16 protein-coding genes are annotated in these 19,981 nt (G+C 68.8%); 5 read left to right on the plus strand and 11 right to left on the minus strand.

The window, feature by feature from the left end; genetic code table 11:
• Positions 1-57: 57 nt before the first annotated feature.
• From copD to M1D55_RS23570, 4 genes are read right to left on the minus strand one after another with little or no spacing between them, the layout of a single operon-like run.
• The gene (copD, locus tag M1D55_RS23555; protein ID WP_456281965.1) at positions 58-996 is read right to left on the minus strand and encodes a copper homeostasis membrane protein CopD; all 939 of its coding nucleotides are present in this window, start codon (positions 994-996) and stop codon (positions 58-60) included.
• Positions 997-1,000: 4 nt separating this feature from the next.
• Entirely contained in the window at positions 1,001-1,387 is a 387-nt protein-coding gene (copC, locus tag M1D55_RS23560) for a copper homeostasis periplasmic binding protein CopC (protein ID WP_006575904.1), read from the minus strand.
• A gap of 40 nt (positions 1,388-1,427) precedes the next feature.
• Positions 1,428-2,648 carry a copper resistance protein B gene (locus M1D55_RS23565; RefSeq protein WP_456281966.1) on the minus strand — a complete coding sequence of 407 codons (1,221 nt, stop codon included), beginning with the start codon at positions 2,646-2,648 and terminating at the stop codon, positions 1,428-1,430.
• A 47-nt stretch (positions 2,649-2,695) separates the two neighbouring features.
• Entirely contained in the window at positions 2,696-4,552 is a 1,857-nt protein-coding gene (locus tag M1D55_RS23570; RefSeq protein WP_456281967.1) for a copper resistance system multicopper oxidase, read from the minus strand.
• A 237-nt stretch (positions 4,553-4,789) separates the two neighbouring features.
• Here M1D55_RS23570 and M1D55_RS23575 point away from each other — a divergent pair, with 237 nt between their 5' ends.
• Both M1D55_RS23575 and M1D55_RS23580 read left to right on the plus strand, forming a co-directional pair.
• Positions 4,790-5,476 (plus strand): heavy metal response regulator transcription factor, encoded by a 687-nt coding sequence (locus tag M1D55_RS23575; protein ID WP_006575901.1) that lies wholly within the window; start codon positions 4,790-4,792, stop codon positions 5,474-5,476.
• Positions 5,476-6,852, plus strand: coding sequence for a heavy metal sensor histidine kinase (locus tag M1D55_RS23580; RefSeq protein WP_456281968.1), 1,377 nt, complete (start codon positions 5,476-5,478; stop codon positions 6,850-6,852). Before M1D55_RS23575 ends, M1D55_RS23580 begins: the two co-directional genes overlap by 1 nt.
• An 89-nt stretch (positions 6,853-6,941) precedes the next feature.
• Here M1D55_RS23580 and glmS read toward each other — a convergent pair whose 3' ends face one another.
• Positions 6,942-8,780 carry a glutamine--fructose-6-phosphate transaminase (isomerizing) gene (glmS, locus tag M1D55_RS23585; RefSeq protein WP_006575900.1) on the minus strand — a complete coding sequence of 613 codons (1,839 nt, stop codon included), beginning with the start codon at positions 8,778-8,780 and terminating at the stop codon, positions 6,942-6,944.
• Between the two features lie 127 nt (positions 8,781-8,907).
• A complete protein-coding gene (glmU, locus tag M1D55_RS23590) occupies positions 8,908-10,281 on the minus strand; it encodes a bifunctional UDP-N-acetylglucosamine diphosphorylase/glucosamine-1-phosphate N-acetyltransferase GlmU (RefSeq protein ID WP_006575899.1) in 1,374 nt (457 codons plus the stop codon).
• 290 nt (positions 10,282-10,571) lie between these two features.
• Here glmU and M1D55_RS23595 point away from each other — a divergent pair, with 290 nt between their 5' ends.
• Positions 10,572-11,468 (plus strand): DUF6279 family lipoprotein, encoded by an 897-nt coding sequence (locus M1D55_RS23595; protein ID WP_456281969.1) that lies wholly within the window; start codon positions 10,572-10,574, stop codon positions 11,466-11,468.
• A gap of 93 nt (positions 11,469-11,561) precedes the next feature.
• Here M1D55_RS23595 and ttcA read toward each other — a convergent pair whose 3' ends face one another.
• The 3 genes from ttcA to M1D55_RS23610 all read right to left on the minus strand — a co-directional run bounded on the left by ttcA (position 11,562) and on the right by M1D55_RS23610 (position 13,987).
• Positions 11,562-12,542: a tRNA 2-thiocytidine(32) synthetase TtcA gene (gene ttcA, locus M1D55_RS23600; RefSeq protein ID WP_006575897.1), complete on the minus strand. Its 981-nt coding sequence runs from the start codon at positions 12,540-12,542 to the stop codon at positions 11,562-11,564.
• A 129-nt stretch (positions 12,543-12,671) separates the two neighbouring features.
• The gene (locus M1D55_RS23605; protein ID WP_006575896.1) at positions 12,672-13,064 is read right to left on the minus strand and encodes a dihydroneopterin aldolase; all 393 of its coding nucleotides are present in this window, start codon (positions 13,062-13,064) and stop codon (positions 12,672-12,674) included.
• Positions 13,065-13,153: 89 nt separating this feature from the next.
• Positions 13,154-13,987 carry an SDR family oxidoreductase gene (locus tag M1D55_RS23610; protein WP_064575017.1) on the minus strand — a complete coding sequence of 278 codons (834 nt, stop codon included), beginning with the start codon at positions 13,985-13,987 and terminating at the stop codon, positions 13,154-13,156.
• Between the two features lie 15 nt (positions 13,988-14,002).
• On the opposite strand from M1D55_RS23610, the gene M1D55_RS23615 reads away from it, so the two are divergent.
• Both M1D55_RS23615 and M1D55_RS23620 read left to right on the plus strand, forming a co-directional pair.
• Positions 14,003-15,199, plus strand: a complete 1,197-nt coding sequence (locus M1D55_RS23615; RefSeq protein ID WP_456281970.1) for a class I SAM-dependent methyltransferase — start codon at positions 14,003-14,005, stop codon at positions 15,197-15,199.
• A 15-nt stretch (positions 15,200-15,214) separates the two neighbouring features.
• Positions 15,215-15,409 carry a DUF2905 domain-containing protein gene (locus M1D55_RS23620; protein WP_006579486.1) on the plus strand — a complete coding sequence of 65 codons (195 nt, stop codon included), beginning with the start codon at positions 15,215-15,217 and terminating at the stop codon, positions 15,407-15,409.
• Here the strand turns inward: M1D55_RS23620 and M1D55_RS23625 are convergent.
• Both M1D55_RS23625 and M1D55_RS23630 read right to left on the minus strand, forming a co-directional pair.
• The gene (locus M1D55_RS23625) at positions 15,404-17,524 is read right to left on the minus strand and encodes a hypothetical protein (protein ID WP_456281971.1); all 2,121 of its coding nucleotides are present in this window, start codon (positions 17,522-17,524) and stop codon (positions 15,404-15,406) included. The genes M1D55_RS23620 and M1D55_RS23625 overlap by 6 nt on opposite strands.
• Positions 17,525-17,543: 19 nt before the next feature.
• The gene (locus M1D55_RS23630) at positions 17,544-19,865 is read right to left on the minus strand and encodes a hypothetical protein (protein WP_456281972.1); all 2,322 of its coding nucleotides are present in this window, start codon (positions 19,863-19,865) and stop codon (positions 17,544-17,546) included.
• Positions 19,866-19,981 lie beyond the last annotated feature (116 nt).

A 19,981-nucleotide genomic window follows, 5' to 3' on the forward strand; every position in this document is an offset into this window, starting at 1 on the left:
TCGCAGAATCTGCACGAGGTATTGTCAATGCTGCAAACGAGCCTTGGCCCACCGCGGCTACCCCCCTTGCAGCGCCTCCGGCGACAGCGTGCCGAGCCAAGCCACCAGCGCCAGGATGGCCGTGGCGCAGCCGGTCTCCAGCCACAGGCTGCGGCGCAGCGCCGCTGCCGCCGAGCGCGCTTCGCCTGAAGCCAGCGCCGCCGCCAGGCGCGGGCTGAAGCGAAAGCGGTTGAGCGCGGCAAACCCCAGCATCGCGCCGAACAGCGCGAGCTTCGCCAGCAGCAGCTGACCGTAACCGGTGGAGGCGATGCCGGCCAGCGACGGGCCGACGATCAGCCAGTAGTTGATGGCGCCGGTCAGCACCAGCGTGGCGACGACCAGCGTGCCGACGCGTGCAAACCCGCTGGCGGCGCGAGCGAGCATCGCCACCTCGGCCGCGGTGGCGCGGCGCACACCGGCGGCCATGCAGACGAAGGCGAGCAGCGCGCCGACCCAGGTACCGGCCGCAAGCAGATGCGCGATGTCGGCGCCCAGATGCACGTAGCGGCGGGCTCCCTCGTCCATGGCGCCGTGGCCGGACCACGCCAGCGTGGCGAGCGCCACGGCCGCCGCGACGGTTGCACTGCCGAGACGAAGCGCGTGTGGCAGGCCACGGATGGAAAAGGCAAGCAACACGGCGAGCAGCGTCGCCATCCGCACGCTCCAGGCCAAGCCGAAGTCGGTCGCGGTCAGCACCATGCCGACGGTTTCCCGGTCCAGCAGTGCGTATTGCGCGACGCCCGACAGCGCCTTGGCCATCAGCAGCAAATTGCCGACGGACAGAAGCAGGCCCGCGATCGCGCCACCGACTGCCGCGTACCGCACCGATGTGGCGAAGCGCGATTGCCGCTCGTCTCCGGGCAGCCCGTGCACGACAAAAAACGGCAGCCCGAACACCAGCATCAGGTCCAGGTACAGCGCAAACCGCAGCAGGACGGTCGGCCAGTCCGGCGGCATCGGCTCACTTCACCTGGAACGAGATCCTGCCGGTGACCGGGTGCGTGTCGGACGCGACGGCACGCCATTCCAGACGGTAGCTGCCCGGCGACAGCGGCTTTGCGGGCGTGACAACCAGCGTCCTGGGGTCGTCGCCCGGCGCCACGGTGGCCGCGATCTTCATCGGACCATGGTCGGCCATGCCGGGCATGCCGATCATCAGCAGATTGGCGCCGGAAAACTGCTTGACCAGAGCTTCCGAGAACCGCAGCTCGATCCGCTCCGGCGCCGACACCTGCGCGTGATCGGCCGGCGTCGAGGACAACAGCTTCGGATGCGCGAACGCGGTCTGGCCGATCAGCAGGGCCGCACCGAGCGACAGCAGTTGGATGGTCTTGCGGATAGCGCGCATGGCAGCCCTCCAGAAAGTCTTGCAATCACGAAAACCCGGCTCAGAACCACACGCGCACGCCGGCGACAAAGCGCGTCTCGCCGCTGCGGCCGCCGGACGCGCGGACCATGTCCGCCGTATTGCCGAACGTCTGGTAGCGCTCGACGCCGATATACGGCGCGAACTGGCGGCTGAACTCATAGCGTAGCCGCACGCCAACCGCGCCGTTGGACAGGCCGCTGCCGACGCCGACCTCGCGGTCGTTCTTGCCGTAGACATTGGCCTCGATGCGCGGCTGCAGGATCAGGCGCTGCGTGATCAGCAACTCGTACTCGGCGGACAGCCGCAGCGCCGTCCGCCCTTCGGTGCCGAGGTAGCCGGTGGCGTCGACCTCGAACCAGTAGGGCGCCAGCCCCTGTACGCCGAACGCGAGCCAGTTGCGCGCGGGACGGCCGTGGCCGGCGTCGTTGCGGATACCGAGCTGGGTGTCCCAGTAGCTCGCGATCGCGTGGCCCCACAGCAGTTCGGTGCGGGCCTCGTGAACCTTGCCGCGTTCGACCTCGCCCTCGGCCTTGATCACCAGCCGGTCGTAGGTATTGCCGATCCACGCCTGTGCCTCGTACGCGGCGGCGTTGGTGTCGCTGCCGCGGGCCCATTCGAGGCGGTCCACCAGCACCGAGCCGAACAGGTGCTCGTCGGCCATATGCAGTTGGCGATGGGGACCGAGCGCGTACTGCCCGACGCCGAGACGATGGCCGCCGGAGTAGGCGTGCGGATCGCGCGCGTCGGGCGGAGCGCTGCCGCCCTGCATCTTCATGTCGCCGTGGTCCATCGCCGGTTGCGGGGCGCTGGCGGGCGGCATGGCTTGTCCGTTGCCGTGGACGCCGTGGTCCATCGGCTGCGCAGTGCCGTGGTCCATGTCGTGCATCGCGCCATGGTCCGCGCCCGGCTTGTCGGCGGGCGCGGCAGCGGCTTCGGCGGGCTTGCTGGCCGCAGGCTGTGCCGCGGCCGGTTGATGGTGATGCCCGTGGTGGTCGTTGCGCCCGTGCTGCTGCTGATGCTGCTGATGCTGCTGATGCTGCTGATGCTGCCCGTGCTGGTGCTGGTGCTGGTGCTGGTGCTGCTGATGATGCTGCTGCTGGTGCTGCTGCTGGTGCTGGTGGTGGTGCTGGTGGTGGTGCTGGTGATGATCACCGTGATCGTGCTGGTGCGGCTGCTGTGCCAATGCGGCGCTGGCGCCGGCGGACGCCAGCAGGAAGGCTGCAAGTGTTTTCGAAGGCATGGCTCGGGCTCCGTGCGTCTTGGAATTCGGATGAAAGCTCGGGCCCGTCAGGCCACCAGCACTTCGCGGAACATGCCGGCGTCCATATGCATCATCAGATGGCAATGCCACGCCCAGCGTCCGAGCGCATCGGCCGTGACAAGGAAGCTGATGCGCTGGGCCGGCTGCACCGGAATCGTGTGCCGCCGCGCCTGGAACGAGCCGTCCGGCGCCTCCAGCTCGCTCCACATGCCGTGCAGATGCATCGGGTGGGTCATCATCGTGTCGTTGTGCAGGATCACGCGAAGCCGCTCGCCGTGGTGGAAATACACCGGTGTCGACTTGCCGAACTCCAGGCCATCGAACGACCAGGTGTAGCGCTCCATATTGCCGGTCAGGTGCAGCTCGACCTCGCGGCCCGCGTCGCGCGGGTCCATTGGGCCGCCGACGGTGCGCATGTCGGCCAGCGTCAGCACGCGGCGTCCGTTGTTGCGCAGGCCGATGCCGGGGTCGTCCAGATTGGTGCGCGCCATGTCGACCCGCATATCGGTGCTCGGGCCGTATTCGGTGCGCGCATGACGCGCGGTCTTGCTGGGAACCTTCAGCGAACCGTCGGCCGGCATCGCGGCCATCGCATGCTGGCTGTGGTCCATCACCATGCCGCCATGTTGCGTGCCATGCATGCCATGCATCCCGTGCGCGCCGTGCATGGCGCCGTGATCGTGAGCGCCGCCATGGCTTCCGTGGGCCATTGCCCCCATGTCGCCCATCATGTCGGTCATGGTCAGCCATTCGGCCTTGTCCAGCGCGGGCACGGCGGCCTGCAGCCCTTCGCGCGTCGCCAGCGTGCCGCGCGCATAGCCGGTGCGGTCCATCGACTGCGAAAAGATCGTGTAGACCTCGTCGCGCGGCTCGACGATGACATCGCAGGTCTCTCCGGGGCCGAAGCGGAATTCGTCGACCGTCACCGGCTCAATGCTCTGGCCGTCGACCTGCACGACCCTGAGCTTCAGCCCGGGAATGCGCACGTCGTAGAAGGTATTGCCGCTGCCATTGATGAAGCGCAACCGCACCTTGTCGCGCGGCTTGAACAGGCCGGTCCAGTTGCCCGCCGGCGTCACGCCGTTGGTCAGATAGGTCAGCGTATGCGAGGACAGGTCGGCCAGATCGGTCGGGCTCATCCGCATCTGGTTCCACATGCGGCGCTTGTCGACAGCGGCCTTGACGCCGTCGTTGGCGATATCGCGGAAGAAGTCGACGACGGTGGGCTGGTTGTAGTTGTAGTAGTCGCTCTGCGTCTTCAGCTTGGACAGCACGCGCATGCCGTCCTCGTCGGTCCAGTCGGACAGCAGCACGGTATGGTCGCGGTCCGCCCGGATCGGGTCGTCGTCGCCGTCGATGATCAGGCCGCCGTAGACGCCGGTCATCTCCTGGAAGCCGGAGTGCGAGTGGTACCAGTAGCTGCCGCTCTGCACGACCTTGAAGCGGTAGGTGAAGCTCTCGCCCGGGGCGATGCCGGGAAAGCTGATGCCGGGCACGCCGTCCATCTCGAACGGCAGGATGATGCCGTGCCAGTGGATCGAGGTCGGCTCGCGCAGCCGGTTGGTCACGCGAATCGTCACCGTATCACCCTTGCGCCAGCGCAGCGTCGGCCCCGGCAGCATGCCGTTGATCGTGTGGGCGATGGCCGGCTTGCCGGTGAAGTTGACCACCGCCTCCTCGATGACCAGGTCGAACTCGGTGCCGGAGAGCACCGGCGCGCTGCCGCTGCCCGCGCGCCGCGGACGGTCCGCTTGCTGGGCCCAGCCTGCGCCGGACACGCCGGACAGTGCACCGAGCACGCCCCCCGCCACCAGTCCCTGCACGAAACGCCGGCGGGACAGATGGGGCGGCAGGGCCAGGGTGGTCGGGGCAATGCGTGGCATGGAAGCGGTCCTCGTTTTCTATCGTTGTCTATCGTGATCTATCGCGTCGCCAGCATAAGGACACGGCAGTAACCGCCCAATTACCCCGACATTACATTCCGGTAAGGTTGGCGTCATGTTGGGAGCGTGGCCCTACACTATCGCGACAGTCGCGCCGGACGCCGATGGCGGGCCGGAGCAAAAGCGGAAGCGACCGGGAAGCGGGAAAGCGGGAAGCGGGAAAGCAGGAAAGCGCCGATGAAATTGCTGGTAGTCGAAGACGAGGCCAAGACCGGGGAATACCTGCGGCAGGGCCTGACCGAGGCGGGGTTCGTGGTGGACCTGGCCGCCAACGGCCTGGACGGCCAGCATCTGGCCATGACCGAACCGTACGATCTGATCGTGCTCGACGTGATGCTGCCCGACGTCGACGGCTGGCGCATCGTGCAGACGCTGCGCGCCGCCGGCAACCGCGTGCCGGTGCTGTTCCTGACGGCACGCGACAGCGTCGCCGATCGCGTCAAGGGGCTGGAGCTCGGCGCCGACGACTATCTGGTCAAACCGTTTGCCTTTGCCGAGCTGCTGGCCCGCGTCCGCACGCTGTTGCGCCGCGGCGCCACGCAGGTGGCGATGGACCGCATCCAGATCGCCGACCTGGTGCTCGACCTGGCCCGCCGCCGCGCCACCCGTGCCGGGCGGCGCATCGTGCTGACCAACAAGGAATTCTCGCTGCTGGAGCTGCTGGCGCGCCGGCGCGGCGAGGTGCTGCCGCGCTCGCTGATCGCCTCGCAGGTCTGGGACATGAACTTCGACAGCGACAGCAACGTGATCGACGTCGCGATCCGCCGCCTGCGCGCCAAGATCGACGACGACTTCGACATCAAGCTGATCCAGACCGTGCGCGGCATGGGCTACGTGCTCGAAAATCCGGAGGACGCCGACTGATGCCGCGCCTCTCGCTGACGGCCCGGCTGACCGCGCTGTTCTCGCTGACCTCCGCCTGCGTGCTGTTGGGTCTCGGGTGGCTGATCTTCTCGGCGATGGACCGGCACTTTGCCGATCAGGACTACGCGCTGCTCGGGGACAATCTGCGGATGGTCGAGCGGATCGTGACGACGGGCCCGTCCGACGGCATCGCCGCGCGGCTGGCCGACGCGCAGAAGCACCACGGCGGCCTGCTGATCCATGTGCAGGGCGATCGAAGCGCGCCGCTGTTTGCGAGCCCCGGCTTCGATTTCGGTGCGGCGCTGGATGCGGCGATGCGGCCCGGTGCGGACGGCGATGCGCTCGAATGGCGGCAGAACGGCCAGCTGTATCGCGGCATGGTTCGCACCCTTCGCGGATCGGGCACGGGCGAACCGCTGCGCATGCTGGTCGGCATGGACACCGAGATCCACGATCACTTCATTCACGCATTCCGCCAGTCGCTGGTGTTCTATATCGCGCTTGCCGCGCTGGCCAGCGGCGTGCTGGGCTGGTGGGCCGCGCGCCGCGGACTGTCGCCGCTGCGCACCATGGCCTCGCGCGCGCAGACCGTGACCGGCAGCAAGCTGTCCGAACGGATGCCGGTCGAAGCGGTGCCGGTCGAGATGGCCGATCTGGCGGCCAACCTGAACGCGATGCTGGCTCGGCTGCAGGACGATTTCCGCCGCCTGTCCGAGTTCTCCTCGGACCTGGCGCACGAGCTGCGCACGCCGATTACCAATCTGATGACGCAGACCCAGGTCGCGCTGTCGCAGCCCCGCGATGCCGGCAATTACCGCGACATCCTGGCGTCGAACGCCGAGGAACTGCAGCGCCTCGCCCGCATGGTGTCGGACATGCTGTATCTGGCCAAGATGGAACACGGGCTCGACCTGCCGAATACCGAGGCGATCCGCATCGCCGACGAGGTGCGCGCGCTGTTCGACTTCTACGAGGCGCTGGCCGAGGACAAGGCGGTGCGGCTGGACCTGCAGGGCGACGGCCGCATCCAGGGCGACCGGCTGATGCTGCGGCGGGCGCTGAGCAACCTGATTTCCAACGCGCTGCGCTATACGCCGCCCGGCGGCCGCATCGTCGTCGCGGTGGCCGACGCCGGCGAACACGTCGAGGTCGCGGTGGAAAACGATGGCACCGAGATCGACCCCGCCCTGCTGCCTTCGATCTTCGACCGCTTCTCTCGCGGGGATAAATCGCGCACCAGGCCCGAATCGGACAGCGTGGGGTTGGGGCTGTCGATCACCAAGGCCATCATGCTGGCGCATGGCGGGGATATCGCGGTGCGGTCGGAGCGGGGGAAGACGCGGTTCGGCTTGCGGTTTCCGAAGCGGCAGGGCTGAAGGGCGGACTGCCCAAAGAAAAAGGCGCTGCGGCCGATACCTCGCCGCAGCGCCCTTCGGGGGGAGCGATCCCCTCGTCGGTTCGCCCCTTACTCCACCGTCACCGACTTCGCCAGATTGCGCGGCTTGTCGACGTCGGTGCCGCGCGCGCAGGCCGTGTGATACGCCAGCAATTGCAGCGGCACGACATGCAGGATCGGCGACAGGTCGCCGTAGTGCTCGGGCAGGCGGATCACCTGGATGCCGTCGGTCGACGTGATGTGCGTGTCCGCGTCGGCGAACACGTAGAGCCGGCCGCCGCGGGCGCGCACTTCCTGGATGTTCGACTTCAGCTTCTCCAGCAGCGCGTCGTTCGGCGCCACCGTGACCACCGGCATCGCTTCCGTGACCAGCGCGAGCGGCCCATGCTTGAGCTCGCCCGCCGGATAGGCCTCGGCGTGGATATACGAGATTTCCTTCAGCTTCAGCGCGCCTTCCAGCGCGATCGGATAGTGCAGGCCGCGCCCGAGGAACAGTGCGTTTTCGCGGCGGGCGAAGTCTTCGGACCAGGCGATGATCTGCGGCTCCAGCGCCAGCACGCCGTGCAGCGCGGCGGGCAGGTGGCGCAGGTTCGCCAGCGCCCTGCCCTGGCTTTCCTCCGACAGCGTGCCGCGCAGCTTGGCCAGCGCCAGCGTCAGCATGTACAGCGCGGCCAGCTGCGTGGTGAAGGCCTTGGTCGAGGCGACGCCGATCTCGGTGCCCGCGCGGGTGATGAAGCGCAGCTCGGTTTCGCGGACCATCGCGCTGCTGGCGACGTTGCAGATGCACAGCGTGTGCTCGTGGCCCAGTCCCTTGGCATGGCGCAGCGCGGCCAGCGTGTCGGCGGTCTCGCCCGATTGCGAGATCACGACCACCAGCTGGCGTGGATTCGGCACCGTTTCGCGGTAGCGGTATTCGCTGGCGACCTCGACCTGGGTCGGGATGCGGGCGATCGCCTCGAGCCAGTACTTGGCGGTGCAGCCCGAGTAGTAGCTGGTGCCGCAGGCCAGGATCAGCACGCTGTCGATATTGGCGAACACCTGCGCGGCGCGCTCGCCGAACTGGCTCGGCTCGATGCTCTCGATGCCTTCGAGCGTGTCGGCCAGCGCGCGCGGCTGCTCGAAGATTTCCTTCTGCATGAAATGCCGGTACGGGCCCAGATCGACGGCCGCCGCATGGGCTTCCACCACGCGCACTTCGCGCTCGACGGGCTCGTCGTTGAGGTCGTGGATCGTGATCGCGTCGCGCCGCACCTCGACCACGTCGCCCTCTTCCAGATAGATCACGCGGTTGGCGGTGCCGGCGACGGCCAGCGCGTCCGAGGCGAGGAAGGCTTCGCCCTCGCCCAGCGCCGCGACCAGCGGCGAGCCGGCGCGCGCACCAACCACGACGTCCGGCTGGTCCTTGGCGACCACGGCAATCGCATAGGCGCCATGCAGGCGCTTGGTGATCGCGCGCACCGAGGCGAACAGGTCGCCGCGCGTGGCGCTGCTGGGATAGGTGTAGGCCTGGTGCACCAGATGCGCGACCACTTCGGTATCGGTCTGCGAATCGAAGCCGTAGCCAGCGGCGCGCAGTTCGTCGCGCAGCGGCTCGTAGTTCTCGATGATGCCGTTGTGCACCAGCGCAATGGTCTCGCCCGAGAAGTGCGGGTGCGCGTTGATGGTGTCGGGCTTGCCGTGCGTGGCCCAGCGCGTGTGCGCGACGCCGATCGTGCCGGACAGGCCGGAGCCGCGCGTCTGCTCGTCCAGGTCCGCCACCCGCGATACGGTGCGGGCGCGTTCGAGCGTGTCTTCGCGGACCACCGCCACGCCGCAGGAGTCATAGCCGCGGTATTCCAGGCGGCGCAGGCCTTCGATCAGAACCGGAACGATATTGCGCGTCGAAACCGCGCCGACGATGCCACACATGTTGCTCTCCCTGGGTGCCGCGGCTCGTGACCGCCTGCGTTGATGCTTTGTTCGATGTTCCGGATGGCTGGGCGCTTATGCCGCCCGCCCCCGGCGCTGGCGCGCCGGCCAGCGCGGTGCGCCTATCTTACTTCGTGCCCTGCCTGGGCTGCTTGACCGGCCGCTGCCAGCCGGGGACGGTCATCTGCTTGGCCCGCGACAGCGTCAGCTGGTCCGCCGGCGCTTCCTTGGTCAGCGTGGTGCCGGCGCCCAGCGTGGCGCCGCGCCGCACCGTGACCGGCGCGACCAGCTGCGAGTCCGAGCCGATGAAGACGTCGTCCTCGATGACCGTGCGGTGCTTGTTGACGCCGTCGTAGTTGCAGGTGATCGTGCCCGCCCCGATGTTGACGCGCGAGCCGACCGTGGCGTCGCCGACGTAGGCCAGATGGTTGGCCTTGCTGTGCGCGGCGATCTGGCTGTTCTTGACCTCGACGAAGTTGCCGATATGGACGTCCTCGCCCAGTTCGGTGCCTGGGCGCAGACGGGCATAGGGCCCGATCCGGCCGTCGGCGCCGACCTGCGCCTGCTCCAGATGGCAGAACGCCAGCACCCGTGCCCCGGAACCGATGCGGCTATCGCGGATCACACAGTGAGGACCGATCTGCACGCCGTCTTCCAGGTGAACTTGTCCTTCGAACACGCACCCCACGTCGATCGTGACGTCTCGGCCACATGTCAGTTCGCCCCGGATATCGATCCGGGCCGGGTCGAGCACGGTCACGCCGGCTTCCAGCAGCCGCATCGCCTGATTGCGCTGATGCAGGCGCTCGAGTTCGGCCAGTTGCACCTTGCTGTTGACGCCCAGCGTCTCCCACAGCGCGCCGGGCTGGGCGGACACGACCTCGACGCCATCGGCGACGGCGCGCTCGACGGTATCGGTGAGGTAGTACTCACCTTGCGCGTTATCGTTGCGCAGCGTGGCCAGCCACTCGGTGAGCTTCGCGGTCGGGCAGACCACGATGCCGGTGTTGATTTCGCGGATCGCGCGCTCGGCCTCGCTGGCGTCCTTCTGCTCGACGATGCGGGCGATGCTGCCGGCGGCGTCCCGCACGATGCGGCCGTAGCCGGTCGGATCGTCCATCTCGACGGTCAGGATGCCGAAACGGTCCTTGCCGGCGGCTTCCACCAAACGGGCCAGCGTATCGGCCCGGGTCAGCGGCACGTCGCCGTACAGCACCAGCGTCGGCTGGGCCGGATCGAGCAGCGGCAGCGCCTGCATCACCGCGTGGCCGGTGCCCAGTTGCTGAGCCTGCAGCGCGAAGGCGACATCGGGGGCGGCGACCGCGGCCTGGACCCGCTCGGCGCCATGGCCCACGACCACCACCAGCCGCGTCGGCGACAGCGTACGCGCGGTATCGATCACATGAGCAAGCAGCGGCCGGCCGGCCAGCGGATGCAGCACCTTCGGCAAATCGGAATGCATCCGTTTGCCCATGCCGGCGGCGAGAATGACGATGTTCACGAGGAGGTTCCTAAGTGAGTGCGCCCGAATTGAGATCCGGATCGGAAAGACGCGCGACCAGCCCCGACGTGACAGCCGGGCATTGGCGCAACTGGCGGACGCCTGGCCGTTTATCGGCTGCGTTTCGTCCTGGACGGGCGGATGCGGAGGCCGTCGCCGGCACCCCGCCATCGCCCGCAAACCGTTGCCACACCTTGCCTGGCGGGCGACGGCGAGCTGCCGTCGGCGCGTCCGGCGATTCTAGCATGGGGGGTATCCGCCGCTTGACGGCTGTTGCGCAAATTCACAATGTGCGGTGGCGCGAACTGATCGCGGCGGGGATGCTGGTGTTGCTGACCGCCTGCAATGCGATGAAACTCGGCTACCAGCAGGGCGACCACCTCGCCTACTGGTGGATCGACAACTATGTCGACGTCTCCGACGACCAGGAACCGCAGACGCGCGACGCGATCGCCCGTTTCTTCGCCTGGCACCGACGCGAGCAGTTGCCGGAGATCGCCGCCTTGCTGCAGCGCGCCAGGAGCGAGGTCCAGGGGCCGGTCACCGAGGCGCAGCTGCAGCGCGTGCGCGACGACACGCAGCGCATGGCGCGCGTCGCCTTCGACCATGCGATTCCGGATGTCGCCGATCTGCTGTTGACGCTGACGCCGGACCAGATCAAGCGGATGGAACGCAAGTTCGCCGACGGCAACGAAAAGTACCGCAAGAAATTCCTGCGCGGCAGCCCCGAAGACCGGCTCGAGGCGCGCTACGACAAGGTGATGGAGTGGGCCACGCTGATCTACGGCCGCTTCTCGCGCGAGCAGCAGGACGCGATCCGTGCCGCGCTTCGCCCGGTGGTCGACAACGCCGAGTCGCGCTTCGGCGAACGGGTCAAGCGCCAGCAGGCCTGGCTGGCGCTGGTTCGGCAGGTTCAGGCCGAACATCCGCCCAAGGCGCGCGTGATCGCGCTGCTGCAGCGCTTCGGCGACCAGTGGCAGGCGCCGCCGACGCGCGAACGCCGCGTCAGCTACGAGGCCAATACCGAGGCCGGACTGACGGTGGCGGCGCAGATCGCCAACATGACCACGCCGGAGCAGAAGCGCCACGCGGTCGAGCGCTTCCAGAAGTGGATCGAGGATACGCGGTCGCTGATGCGCGAGGAGCCGCGGCAACCGGCCATCGCGCCGTCGCGCGCCGCGAACTGAGACGGCGGGCAAGGAAAAGCCGAAGAGCGCGGAAGGCGGGCTGGAGAAGAGCCGGAGGAGCGCTGAATGAACCGGCGCCAGGGCGCCGATGCCTTATTCGGCCGCCGACGCGGCCGCCGCAGTGGCGGTCCCCGCCGCCGCGCCTTCGGGCTTCGTGTCCCGCCCCCCCGGCCTCTCGAAGCGGACGAATTCCATCCGGTTCTCGGCGCTGCCGCCGGCGAACACCAGCGGCTGCTGCGAGAAGGTCGAGTCGCCGAACAGCGAGGCCTCGTCGACCTTGGCCAGGCCGGTCGCCAGGCCGTTGAAGTCGAACAGCTCGGTATCGGCCAGATGCGACGGCACCACGTTTTTCAGCGCCGAGAAGATGTTGTCGATGCGGCCCGGGTTCTGCCGTTCCCACTCGAGCAGCATCTCCTTGACCTTCTTGCGCTGCAGGTTCTCCTGCGAGCCGCACAGGTTGCACGGGATGATCGGGAATTCCATCGCGCGCGCATAGGCGGCGATGTCCTTCTCCGAGCAATAGGCCAGCGGGCGGATCACGATGTGCTGGCCGTCGTCGGTGGCCAGCTTCGGCGGCATCGCCTTCATCTTGCCGCCGAAGAACATGTTCAGGAAAAAGGTCTGGACGATGTCGTCGCGGTGGTGGCCCAGCGCGATCTTGTTGGCGCCCAGTTCCTTCGCGGTCCGGTAGATCACGCCCCGGCGCAGCCGCGAACAAAGCGAGCAGGTGGTCTTGCCCTCGGGCACCTTCTCCTTGACGATCGAATAGGTGTCGGCCTCGACGATCACGTACTGCACGCCGATGCCATCGAGGTAGCGCGGCAACACGTCCTCTGGGAAGCCCGGCTGCTTCTGATCGAGGTTCATCGCGATCAGCTTGAAGTCGATCGGCGCCCGCTTCTGCAGCGCCATCAGCACCGACAGCATCGTGTACGAGTCCTTGCCGCCCGACAGGCAGACCAGCACCGTATCGCCGTCCTCGATCATCTTGAAGTCGCCGATCGCGCGGCCCGTCTGCGATTGCAGATAGGTCTCGAGGCGGTAGAAGTTCTTGGAATGGGTGGTTTCGGTCATGGCGGGAGGAAAGGCAACGGGCGGGGCGCCGTTCTGGCGCAATCGAACCGGGTATTTTAGCGGAGCGCCCCAGCGGCCGCATCAAGTGCCGGCCGCGTCACGACGGGGACCGGCCTGGCAAGTGCGGGCCTAGCTCTTGATATGAAACACCTCGACGCCGACCGAATCGCAGTCCGGGTACACGTCCGGCTTCTCGGTCGATACGCGCACCGCGCGCACCTTGGGGTGGCGCAGCATCGCCCGGGCGACGTCGTCGCACAGCGTTTCCTGCAGATGGACATGGCCCAGCGCCATGCGTTCGGCAACGGTATTGCGCATGAAGTCGTAGTCGACGACCTCGTGCAGCTTGTCGTCGTGCGGCGTGCTTTCCGCCAGCGGCACGTACAGGTCGATATTGATCAGCACGCGCTGTTCGCCCTTTTTCTCGAACTCGTGCACGCCGATGTTGATCTGCACTTCGTAGTTGCGCAGGAACATGCGGCGGCAGTCTTGCAGGCTGGGATGGGAAAGAGCGGCGGACATGGCGGCGTGGGAGAGAAAGGGCAGAGGGAAGAGAGGCCGGGAACCGGCAAAGGCCGCCGATGGTACAGGCGGCGCCGGCTCCGGGGAAGTCATTCGGTCAGGAACATCACGTCGCGCGCCAGCGGCATCAGGTGCTGGCCGCCGTCCACATACAGCGTGGTGCCGGTCACCGCGCGCGCCTCGGCGAGGTAGGCGACGGCCTGGGCGATATCGTCGGGCGTCGACGACTGGCCCAGCGGCGTCATCCGGTGCGCGCGCTTGAAGCCGCCGCCGGACTGGTCGCCGGACACCAGCGTGATGCCCGGCGCCACGCCGACCACACGCAGCCGCGGCGCCAGCGCCTGGGCCAGCTGCATCGTTGCGGTCTGCAGCGCGGCCTTTGACAGCGTGTACGACAGGAAGTCCGGGTTCAGGTTGTCGAGCTTCTGGTCCAGCAGATTGATCACGACGCCGCGCGCATCGTCCGGCAGCGCCCGGTGCAACTCGCGCGACAGCAGCAGCGGCGCCGCGACATTGGTACGCATATGCGTGTCGAGCGAGCCGTAGGAGAAGCTGGTGGCGACGTCGTACTGGAACAGCGAGGCGTTGTTGACCAGGCAGGTCGGCGTGCCGATGGCGGCGGTGCAGGCGGCGATCAGCCCGCCAGTCGCGGCCTCGTCGGCGAGGTCCGCCTGCAGCACCGCGGCGCGGCGGCCCAGCGCGCGGATCTGGCCGGCGACCTCTTCGGCCTCGTCGCGCGAGCGATGGCAGTGCACGGCGATATCCCAGCCTCGCGCCGCCAGCTCCAGCGCAATGGCGCGGCCGATGCGGCGGGCGCCGCCGGTCACCAGCGCAATGCCGCGGCCATTGCCGGGCGCGGCCGCCTGCGTCGACGAAGCCGCGGACGAAGCGGGCGCGGCGCCGGAAGAAGTGAAATCTGGCATTGCTACAATCGCGGGATGCAGAAAACCGGTAGTTTACCCCTTCCCTCCGCGGACGCGCTCGATGCCTCCACGGCATTGGCCACGCGCATCGGCGAGGCGATCGACGCCGCGCAAGGCTGGCTCGGCTTCGACCGCTATATGGCGATGGCGCTCTACACGCCCGGGCTCGGGTACTACAGCGGCGGTGCGGCGAAGTTCGGCCGCGACGTGCGCGACGGCAGCGACTTCATCACCGCCCCCGAGCTAACCCCGTTCTTCGCCCGCACGCTGGCGCGCCAGCTGGCCCAATGGCTCCAACTCGGCCTGGGCGAGGTGATGGAATTCGGCGCCGGCACCGGCCGGCTGGCGGCGGATCTGCTGCTGGCGCTCGAAGACGAAGGCCAACTGCCCTCGCGCTACTGGATCGTCGAGCTGTCCGGCGAACTGCGCGCCCGCCAGCAGGCCACGCTGGCCGCGCGCGCCCCGCATCTGGCCGCCCGCGTGCAGTGGCTCGACGCGCTGCCGGCGCGCTTCGAGGGCGTGGCGATCGGCAACGAGGTCCTCGATGCGATGCCGGTGCGGCTCTACGCGCGGGTGGGCGGTGTCTGGCATGAGCGCGGGGTCGCGCGCAACGATGGCGGCGAGCATGGCAACGAGGCGCGCTTCCGCTTCGCCGACCGGCCACTGGGCGCGGCCGACGTGCCCGCCGCCGTCGCGGCGATTCCCGGCGACCACGACGTCGTCACCGAGACCCATGCCGAGGGCGAGGGCTTCGTCCGCTCGCTCGGCGCGATGCTGACGCGCGGCGCGGCGCTGCTGATCGACTACGGCTTCCCGGCCAGCGAGTACTACCATCCGCAGCGCACCGGCGGCACGCTGATGTGCCACTACCGCCATCACGCCCATCCCGATCCGTTTCTCTATCCGGGGCTGCAGGACATCACTGCCCACGTCAACTTCAGCGGCATCGCGCAGGCCGCGGTCGACGCCGGGCTCGAGGTCGCGGGCTTTGCCTCGCAGGCGCGCCTGCTGATGAACGCCGGCATCACGGAACTGCTGATGTCGCTGGACCCAAACGATGCGCGCAGCTTCCTGCCGGCCGCCAACGCGGTGCAGAAGCTGCTGTCCGAAGCCGAAATGGGCGAGCTGTTCAAGGCCATCGCGCTGACGCGCGGTCTGGGCGACAGCGTGCCGATCGGCTTTGCCGCGGGCGACCGCAGCCACACCCTGTAGCCACGGAAGGCCCCCATGCTGCGCTGGACACTGACCATCTTCCTTTCCGTGATCATCCTGTCGTCCGCGCTGCCGTGGCTGCAAAAGATCGGGCTGGGCCGCCTGCCGGGCGACGTGCGCTTCCGCCTGTTCGGCCGCGAGTGGGTGCTGCCGTTCGCGTCGACGGTATTGCTGTCGCTGATCGCGCTGGTGGTTGGCCGGCTGCTATAGCGGGAGGTCAGGCGAGAAGTCCGGCGGGAGATCCGGTGAGACAAGATCCGCGGGCAGGTCCATTGCCGGCACGCCGTCGCACAACGCGAGCAGAGGCTCCAACGAGGGCTCGCCATATCCCCACGCCAGCCGGCGCCGCAGATCGGCCAGCGCGTGCAGCGGCGAGCCGCGGTAGGCCGGCGGCAGGCCACCCACCGCGTCGAGCAGCGCATGCCATATCGCCATGCATTCCGCCCGGGAGCGGATCATCACGGAGCCGCGCGCCAGTACCGTCAGCACGCTGGCGCGGCGCGCCGCCGGCAGGCCGGCCACCCGCTCGAGCAGCAGCAACGCCGCGTCCGGATGGTCGATCGCCGCGGCGGCCACCAGCCATTGCTCCTGCGCGGCCGGCGGCTGCCGCGTCAGTGCCTGCAGCAAACCCTCGCATGCCGCCGCCCGGTTCGCCTGGCCGAACGTAACGCCGACCACCCGCCAAAGCGCCAGCCATGGCCGCAAGCGCTGTTCGGCCGGTACGCGGTGCAGCAGCGCGACGAGCTCGGGCCATGCCGATGCCGCCAGGGCGGGACGCATTCTGCGTAGCTGCCAGGCCATCCGCTCCAGTTCGACCGCCAGCGCCGCGGCAGGCAGCTGCCTGATCTGTTCGAGATAACGGTCCCAATGGCGCTCGAGCAGCGCGCCGGAATCGGCACAGCATTCGTGCAGCACCGCCACCTGCTGCGCCGGAGGAAGGCAAGCCGCGGCATCGACCACCATATCGCCCCGCGGGTCCCAGATCATCAGGCCCAGTTCGGGCAAGGCTGTCACCAGCGCCTGCAACGGAGCGGCACGATACGCCAGCGGCAATGCCTCGACGGTATGCTGAAACAGCGTCAGCCACGAGTTGACCCGCTGCGGATAGCCTGGCATCACCGTCAGTGACGCCGCGAGGGACGCGATCGCATCGGCACGCCGAGGTGGCGCCATTGTCATCGCGTCCGCCCATACCGTGGCCCACACCTCCGACAGGTCCTGCACCGGATGACGGTGCATCGCCGCGAGCCACCGCCCCAATGCGAATGCATCGCCGCACGCTCGCACACCGATGGCCCACAGCCGTTGCGGCCCGTCGCCATCGGCATGGAGCGACAGGGACACCGTCGGCCACGCGGCCACCCGCATCAGCACCGGCAACAGGCTATCGCCGGGCAGCGATTGCGCCATGCCGATCAGCCACCGTCGCAACCCCACGGTCCTGGTCTCGTCATCCGGCAGTTGCCGGACCGCGCCGACCTCGCCCGCCGCCGCGCACAGCAACGCGGTGCGCTCAGGAACCGCCGGCTGCCCATCCGGCCGCACCAATTGCGCGTACACCGACTGCAACACGCCGAGCAGATCGAACTGCCGCGCGTGTTCGACCGTGCGAACGGACTGCAGCATGGCCACGACCAGGGGACCACGATCCGCCTCCGGCAAGGCGAGTGCCCACAGCAGGCGCGCGGGCAGCTCGGCAAGCAGCGAGGGGGCCAGCCAAGGCATGTTGTCAAAGAATGCCTGGCATGCCGCGGCCTGCTGCCGGGCGGGCAGTTCGAGCACCAGGCGCAGCAATCGGGCTTGCAGCCATGGATCGCGCGCCCGCGCGCTTCTGCCATGCACCCAGCCGAAGCCGCGCAGCCATTCGCACAGCGCCGCCTGGCGTGCGCCGGCCGGCAGCGCGGCGATGGCCTGGAGCAGGACATCGCACGCTTCAGGACCCATGTCGAGATGCAGCAGCGGCAGCCGCTGCGCCAGCGCCGCCAGACGATCGCCACGCGTGGTTGCCGGCAGTCCGGCCGCATCGATCTCCCGCAACGCGTCGCGCAGCGTCGACAGGCTCGACGCGCGCGCAATGCGCCAGCCGATCCGGGCCAGGCGCACCGCCGACGCCAGCGTCGCGCGGCTGCGGCGCTCCGTGCGCGCGATCGCGCAAAGCGGCCGATCGTCGAGATAGCCGGCGATATGCCACAGCAGATCGGTCGTCAGATCGTGCCACGTGGCGCGGGGATGTCCGGCTTGTGCGGCCGCCCCTGCCTCCCCGGTTTCCCCGGCCGGCACGAACGCCGGGTTGGTCATGCATCGGGTATCGATTTGCAGCGGCATGGTGGCTCCGTGAAACAGTTCAAGGCCAGGTCTCGTCGATCCGCGCGCGCTTCGGCGCGACGGCCTGCATGGCGAGCGGGTACCGCGGCCGCTTCAATACACGGCGTACCATCGCGGATTCCGCAAAGGGATCGGCCGCGGCGAAGCCGGCCGGCATGTCGGCGGGCGGTACGCCGCGCAGCAGCGCGACGAAATACCGGCGGGCCGTGCGCCGCATGTCCGGCGGCAACTTGGCAAGCAGTTGCGCCAGTTGCTGCAGCGGCGCGCCGCGATAGTGGGTCGGCAACTCCTTGACCGCGCCGACCAGATCGACCCACACCGCGATGCGTTGATCGGTGCCCCATTCAACGCGATGGCCCGTGCCGGCAAGCCGTGCCGCCCGCGCTACCCTCGCCAGCACCTCGGCCTGCAGCGCCGGGGGCAGGTCGCGTGCCTGCGCCACGATCCATTCGCAGCGCCTGGGATCGGCTCGCCAGGTCGCGCTCAGCAGGCATTGCTGCCGCGCGATGGCCGGCTGTCCGGCCAGCAGATCGGCGAGCGTGTCGCGCGCGCGTCCGTGTCCGACCGGATCGCGCTCGAACACCCGATTCATCCGCCGCAGCAGCATCTGCCACGGTGCCTGCCGATACTCCGCCGGCAAGTCGTTCACCGCATGGGCGATATCCCGCCATGCCCGTACACGATGCGCGTCCGCCTGCAGCTGGACGATGCGGTCGGCAAGCTGGGACAACGCCGCGCCGCGCTGGGCCGCCGGCAAGCGCAGGATGATGCGGCGGCACGGCGCCCAGAACGGCTCGGCGGTGCCGAAGTCAATGCAGGCGAGCAGCGCCCTGAATTGCGCGGCCGTCGGCAGCGCAGGCATCGCGTCGACCAGCAGCCGCCAGCGCTCGTCCTGGATCGCGGCATCCTCGGTCAGCAAGGCCTCGGCCAGTCCCACCAGCGGCGCGGTACGCGCTTCGGGCAGTGGCATCGCGAGGGTCATCTGGTACAGCGCGAGCCAGCGGGCATGGCGATCGGCCCGATCGGCCGCGGCCGCGGCGCCGCGCGCCAGCATGGCGACCACCGGCCCTGTTTCGCGTGGCGGCAGCGTGGCGGCCGCATCGAACAGGCACTGCCATGTTCCCTCTGGCTGCACCCAGCCGTGATGCAGGGACAGCGCCGCCAGCCAGCGCGCGTATTGCGAGGATTCCGCGCCGAAACGCCGGCCCGCCTGCCACAGCATGGCCCAGCGCAGCGGGCCGCTCGCGGCGCCCCTCAGGGCCCCTGGGCCCGCCAGTGCCGCCATCACGTCGAGTGCGCAGTCGGGCCGCAAGGCCTGCGCCGCGGCCAGCAGGTCGCGCCACACGTCGTGCGCGGCCTCGTCTTCCCCGTCTTTCCGCGCCAGATGATGGTCCAGCGCATCGGCCAATGCGATCAGCACGACGGCCTGCTCGGCCCCCGCGGGCTCTCCATTGGGCGTCCGCAGCGCCTGGCAGGCGCGCATGAACTGCTGCAAGCGCGCATCCGTGCGCATCGGACTGCCAAACGAGAAGCGCCGCACGACCTGTGCCAGCAAGGCGCCACGGTCGGGCGCCGGCAGCGACAGCGCCTCGTCGATCCAATGCGTGACGTTGGGCATGGCGTTTCGCGTCAACGACGGAATGCGCAGGCACGCAATCAGCGCCTCGCCGCGCCGCGCGGGCGCCACGGCATGCGCCGCTATCAGCAGCGGCCAGGCACCGCCCTTGTGCACCGGCGATGGCGAGCAGCGCGCGAGCCCATGCATCACGCCGACAAGCGGCTCTGCCCGCAGCGGGCGCGGCAGCCGCGCAATCTCGTCCAGCAGGACATGTCGTGCCGCGCAGACCATGCCGCCATCCAGGCTCGGCAGGCGGCCCGCGAGCGCGCCAAGCGCCCGAGCGCGTTGCAGGCCGGACAGCTGGGGGCTGCGCAACTCGCCTACCGTGCGCCCGAGCAGCGACAGGCTCGAAACGCAGGCAATGCGCCAGCCGATGCGCGAGTGAACGATGCAAGCGGCGAGCGCCTGGCGCGACCGGTGATGGGTTCGACCCAGCGCGTCGAGCGCCTGCCATGGCAGGAAACCTCCGATATGGACGACCAGCTCGGCGGGCAGCCGATGCCAACCCGTGTCGGGTTCGATATCGGTATCGGGGTTGGTGTCGGGGTTGGTGTCGGGGTTGGTGTCGGGGTTGGTGTCGAGGTTGGTGTCGAGGTTGGTGTCGAGGTTGGTGTCGGCCTTGTTTTCGGCTTCGATTGGGACGTACGGGATCGCGGCGGTGGAATCGTTCGATGCCGGCGGCATCGGACAGGCGGGGAGATACGGAGCGATGGGATTGGGCATGGCGTTGGACCTTTGGACAGGACAACGCCGACGCTGGGCTGCCGTGCCGGATCGGCACCATGGCGAGGAAGAGACGATGCGCGTCGGTGCAGGCGTCGGCGACTAGCCGCTCGAAT

The organism is Cupriavidus sp. JZ107 (assembly GCF_053903255.1).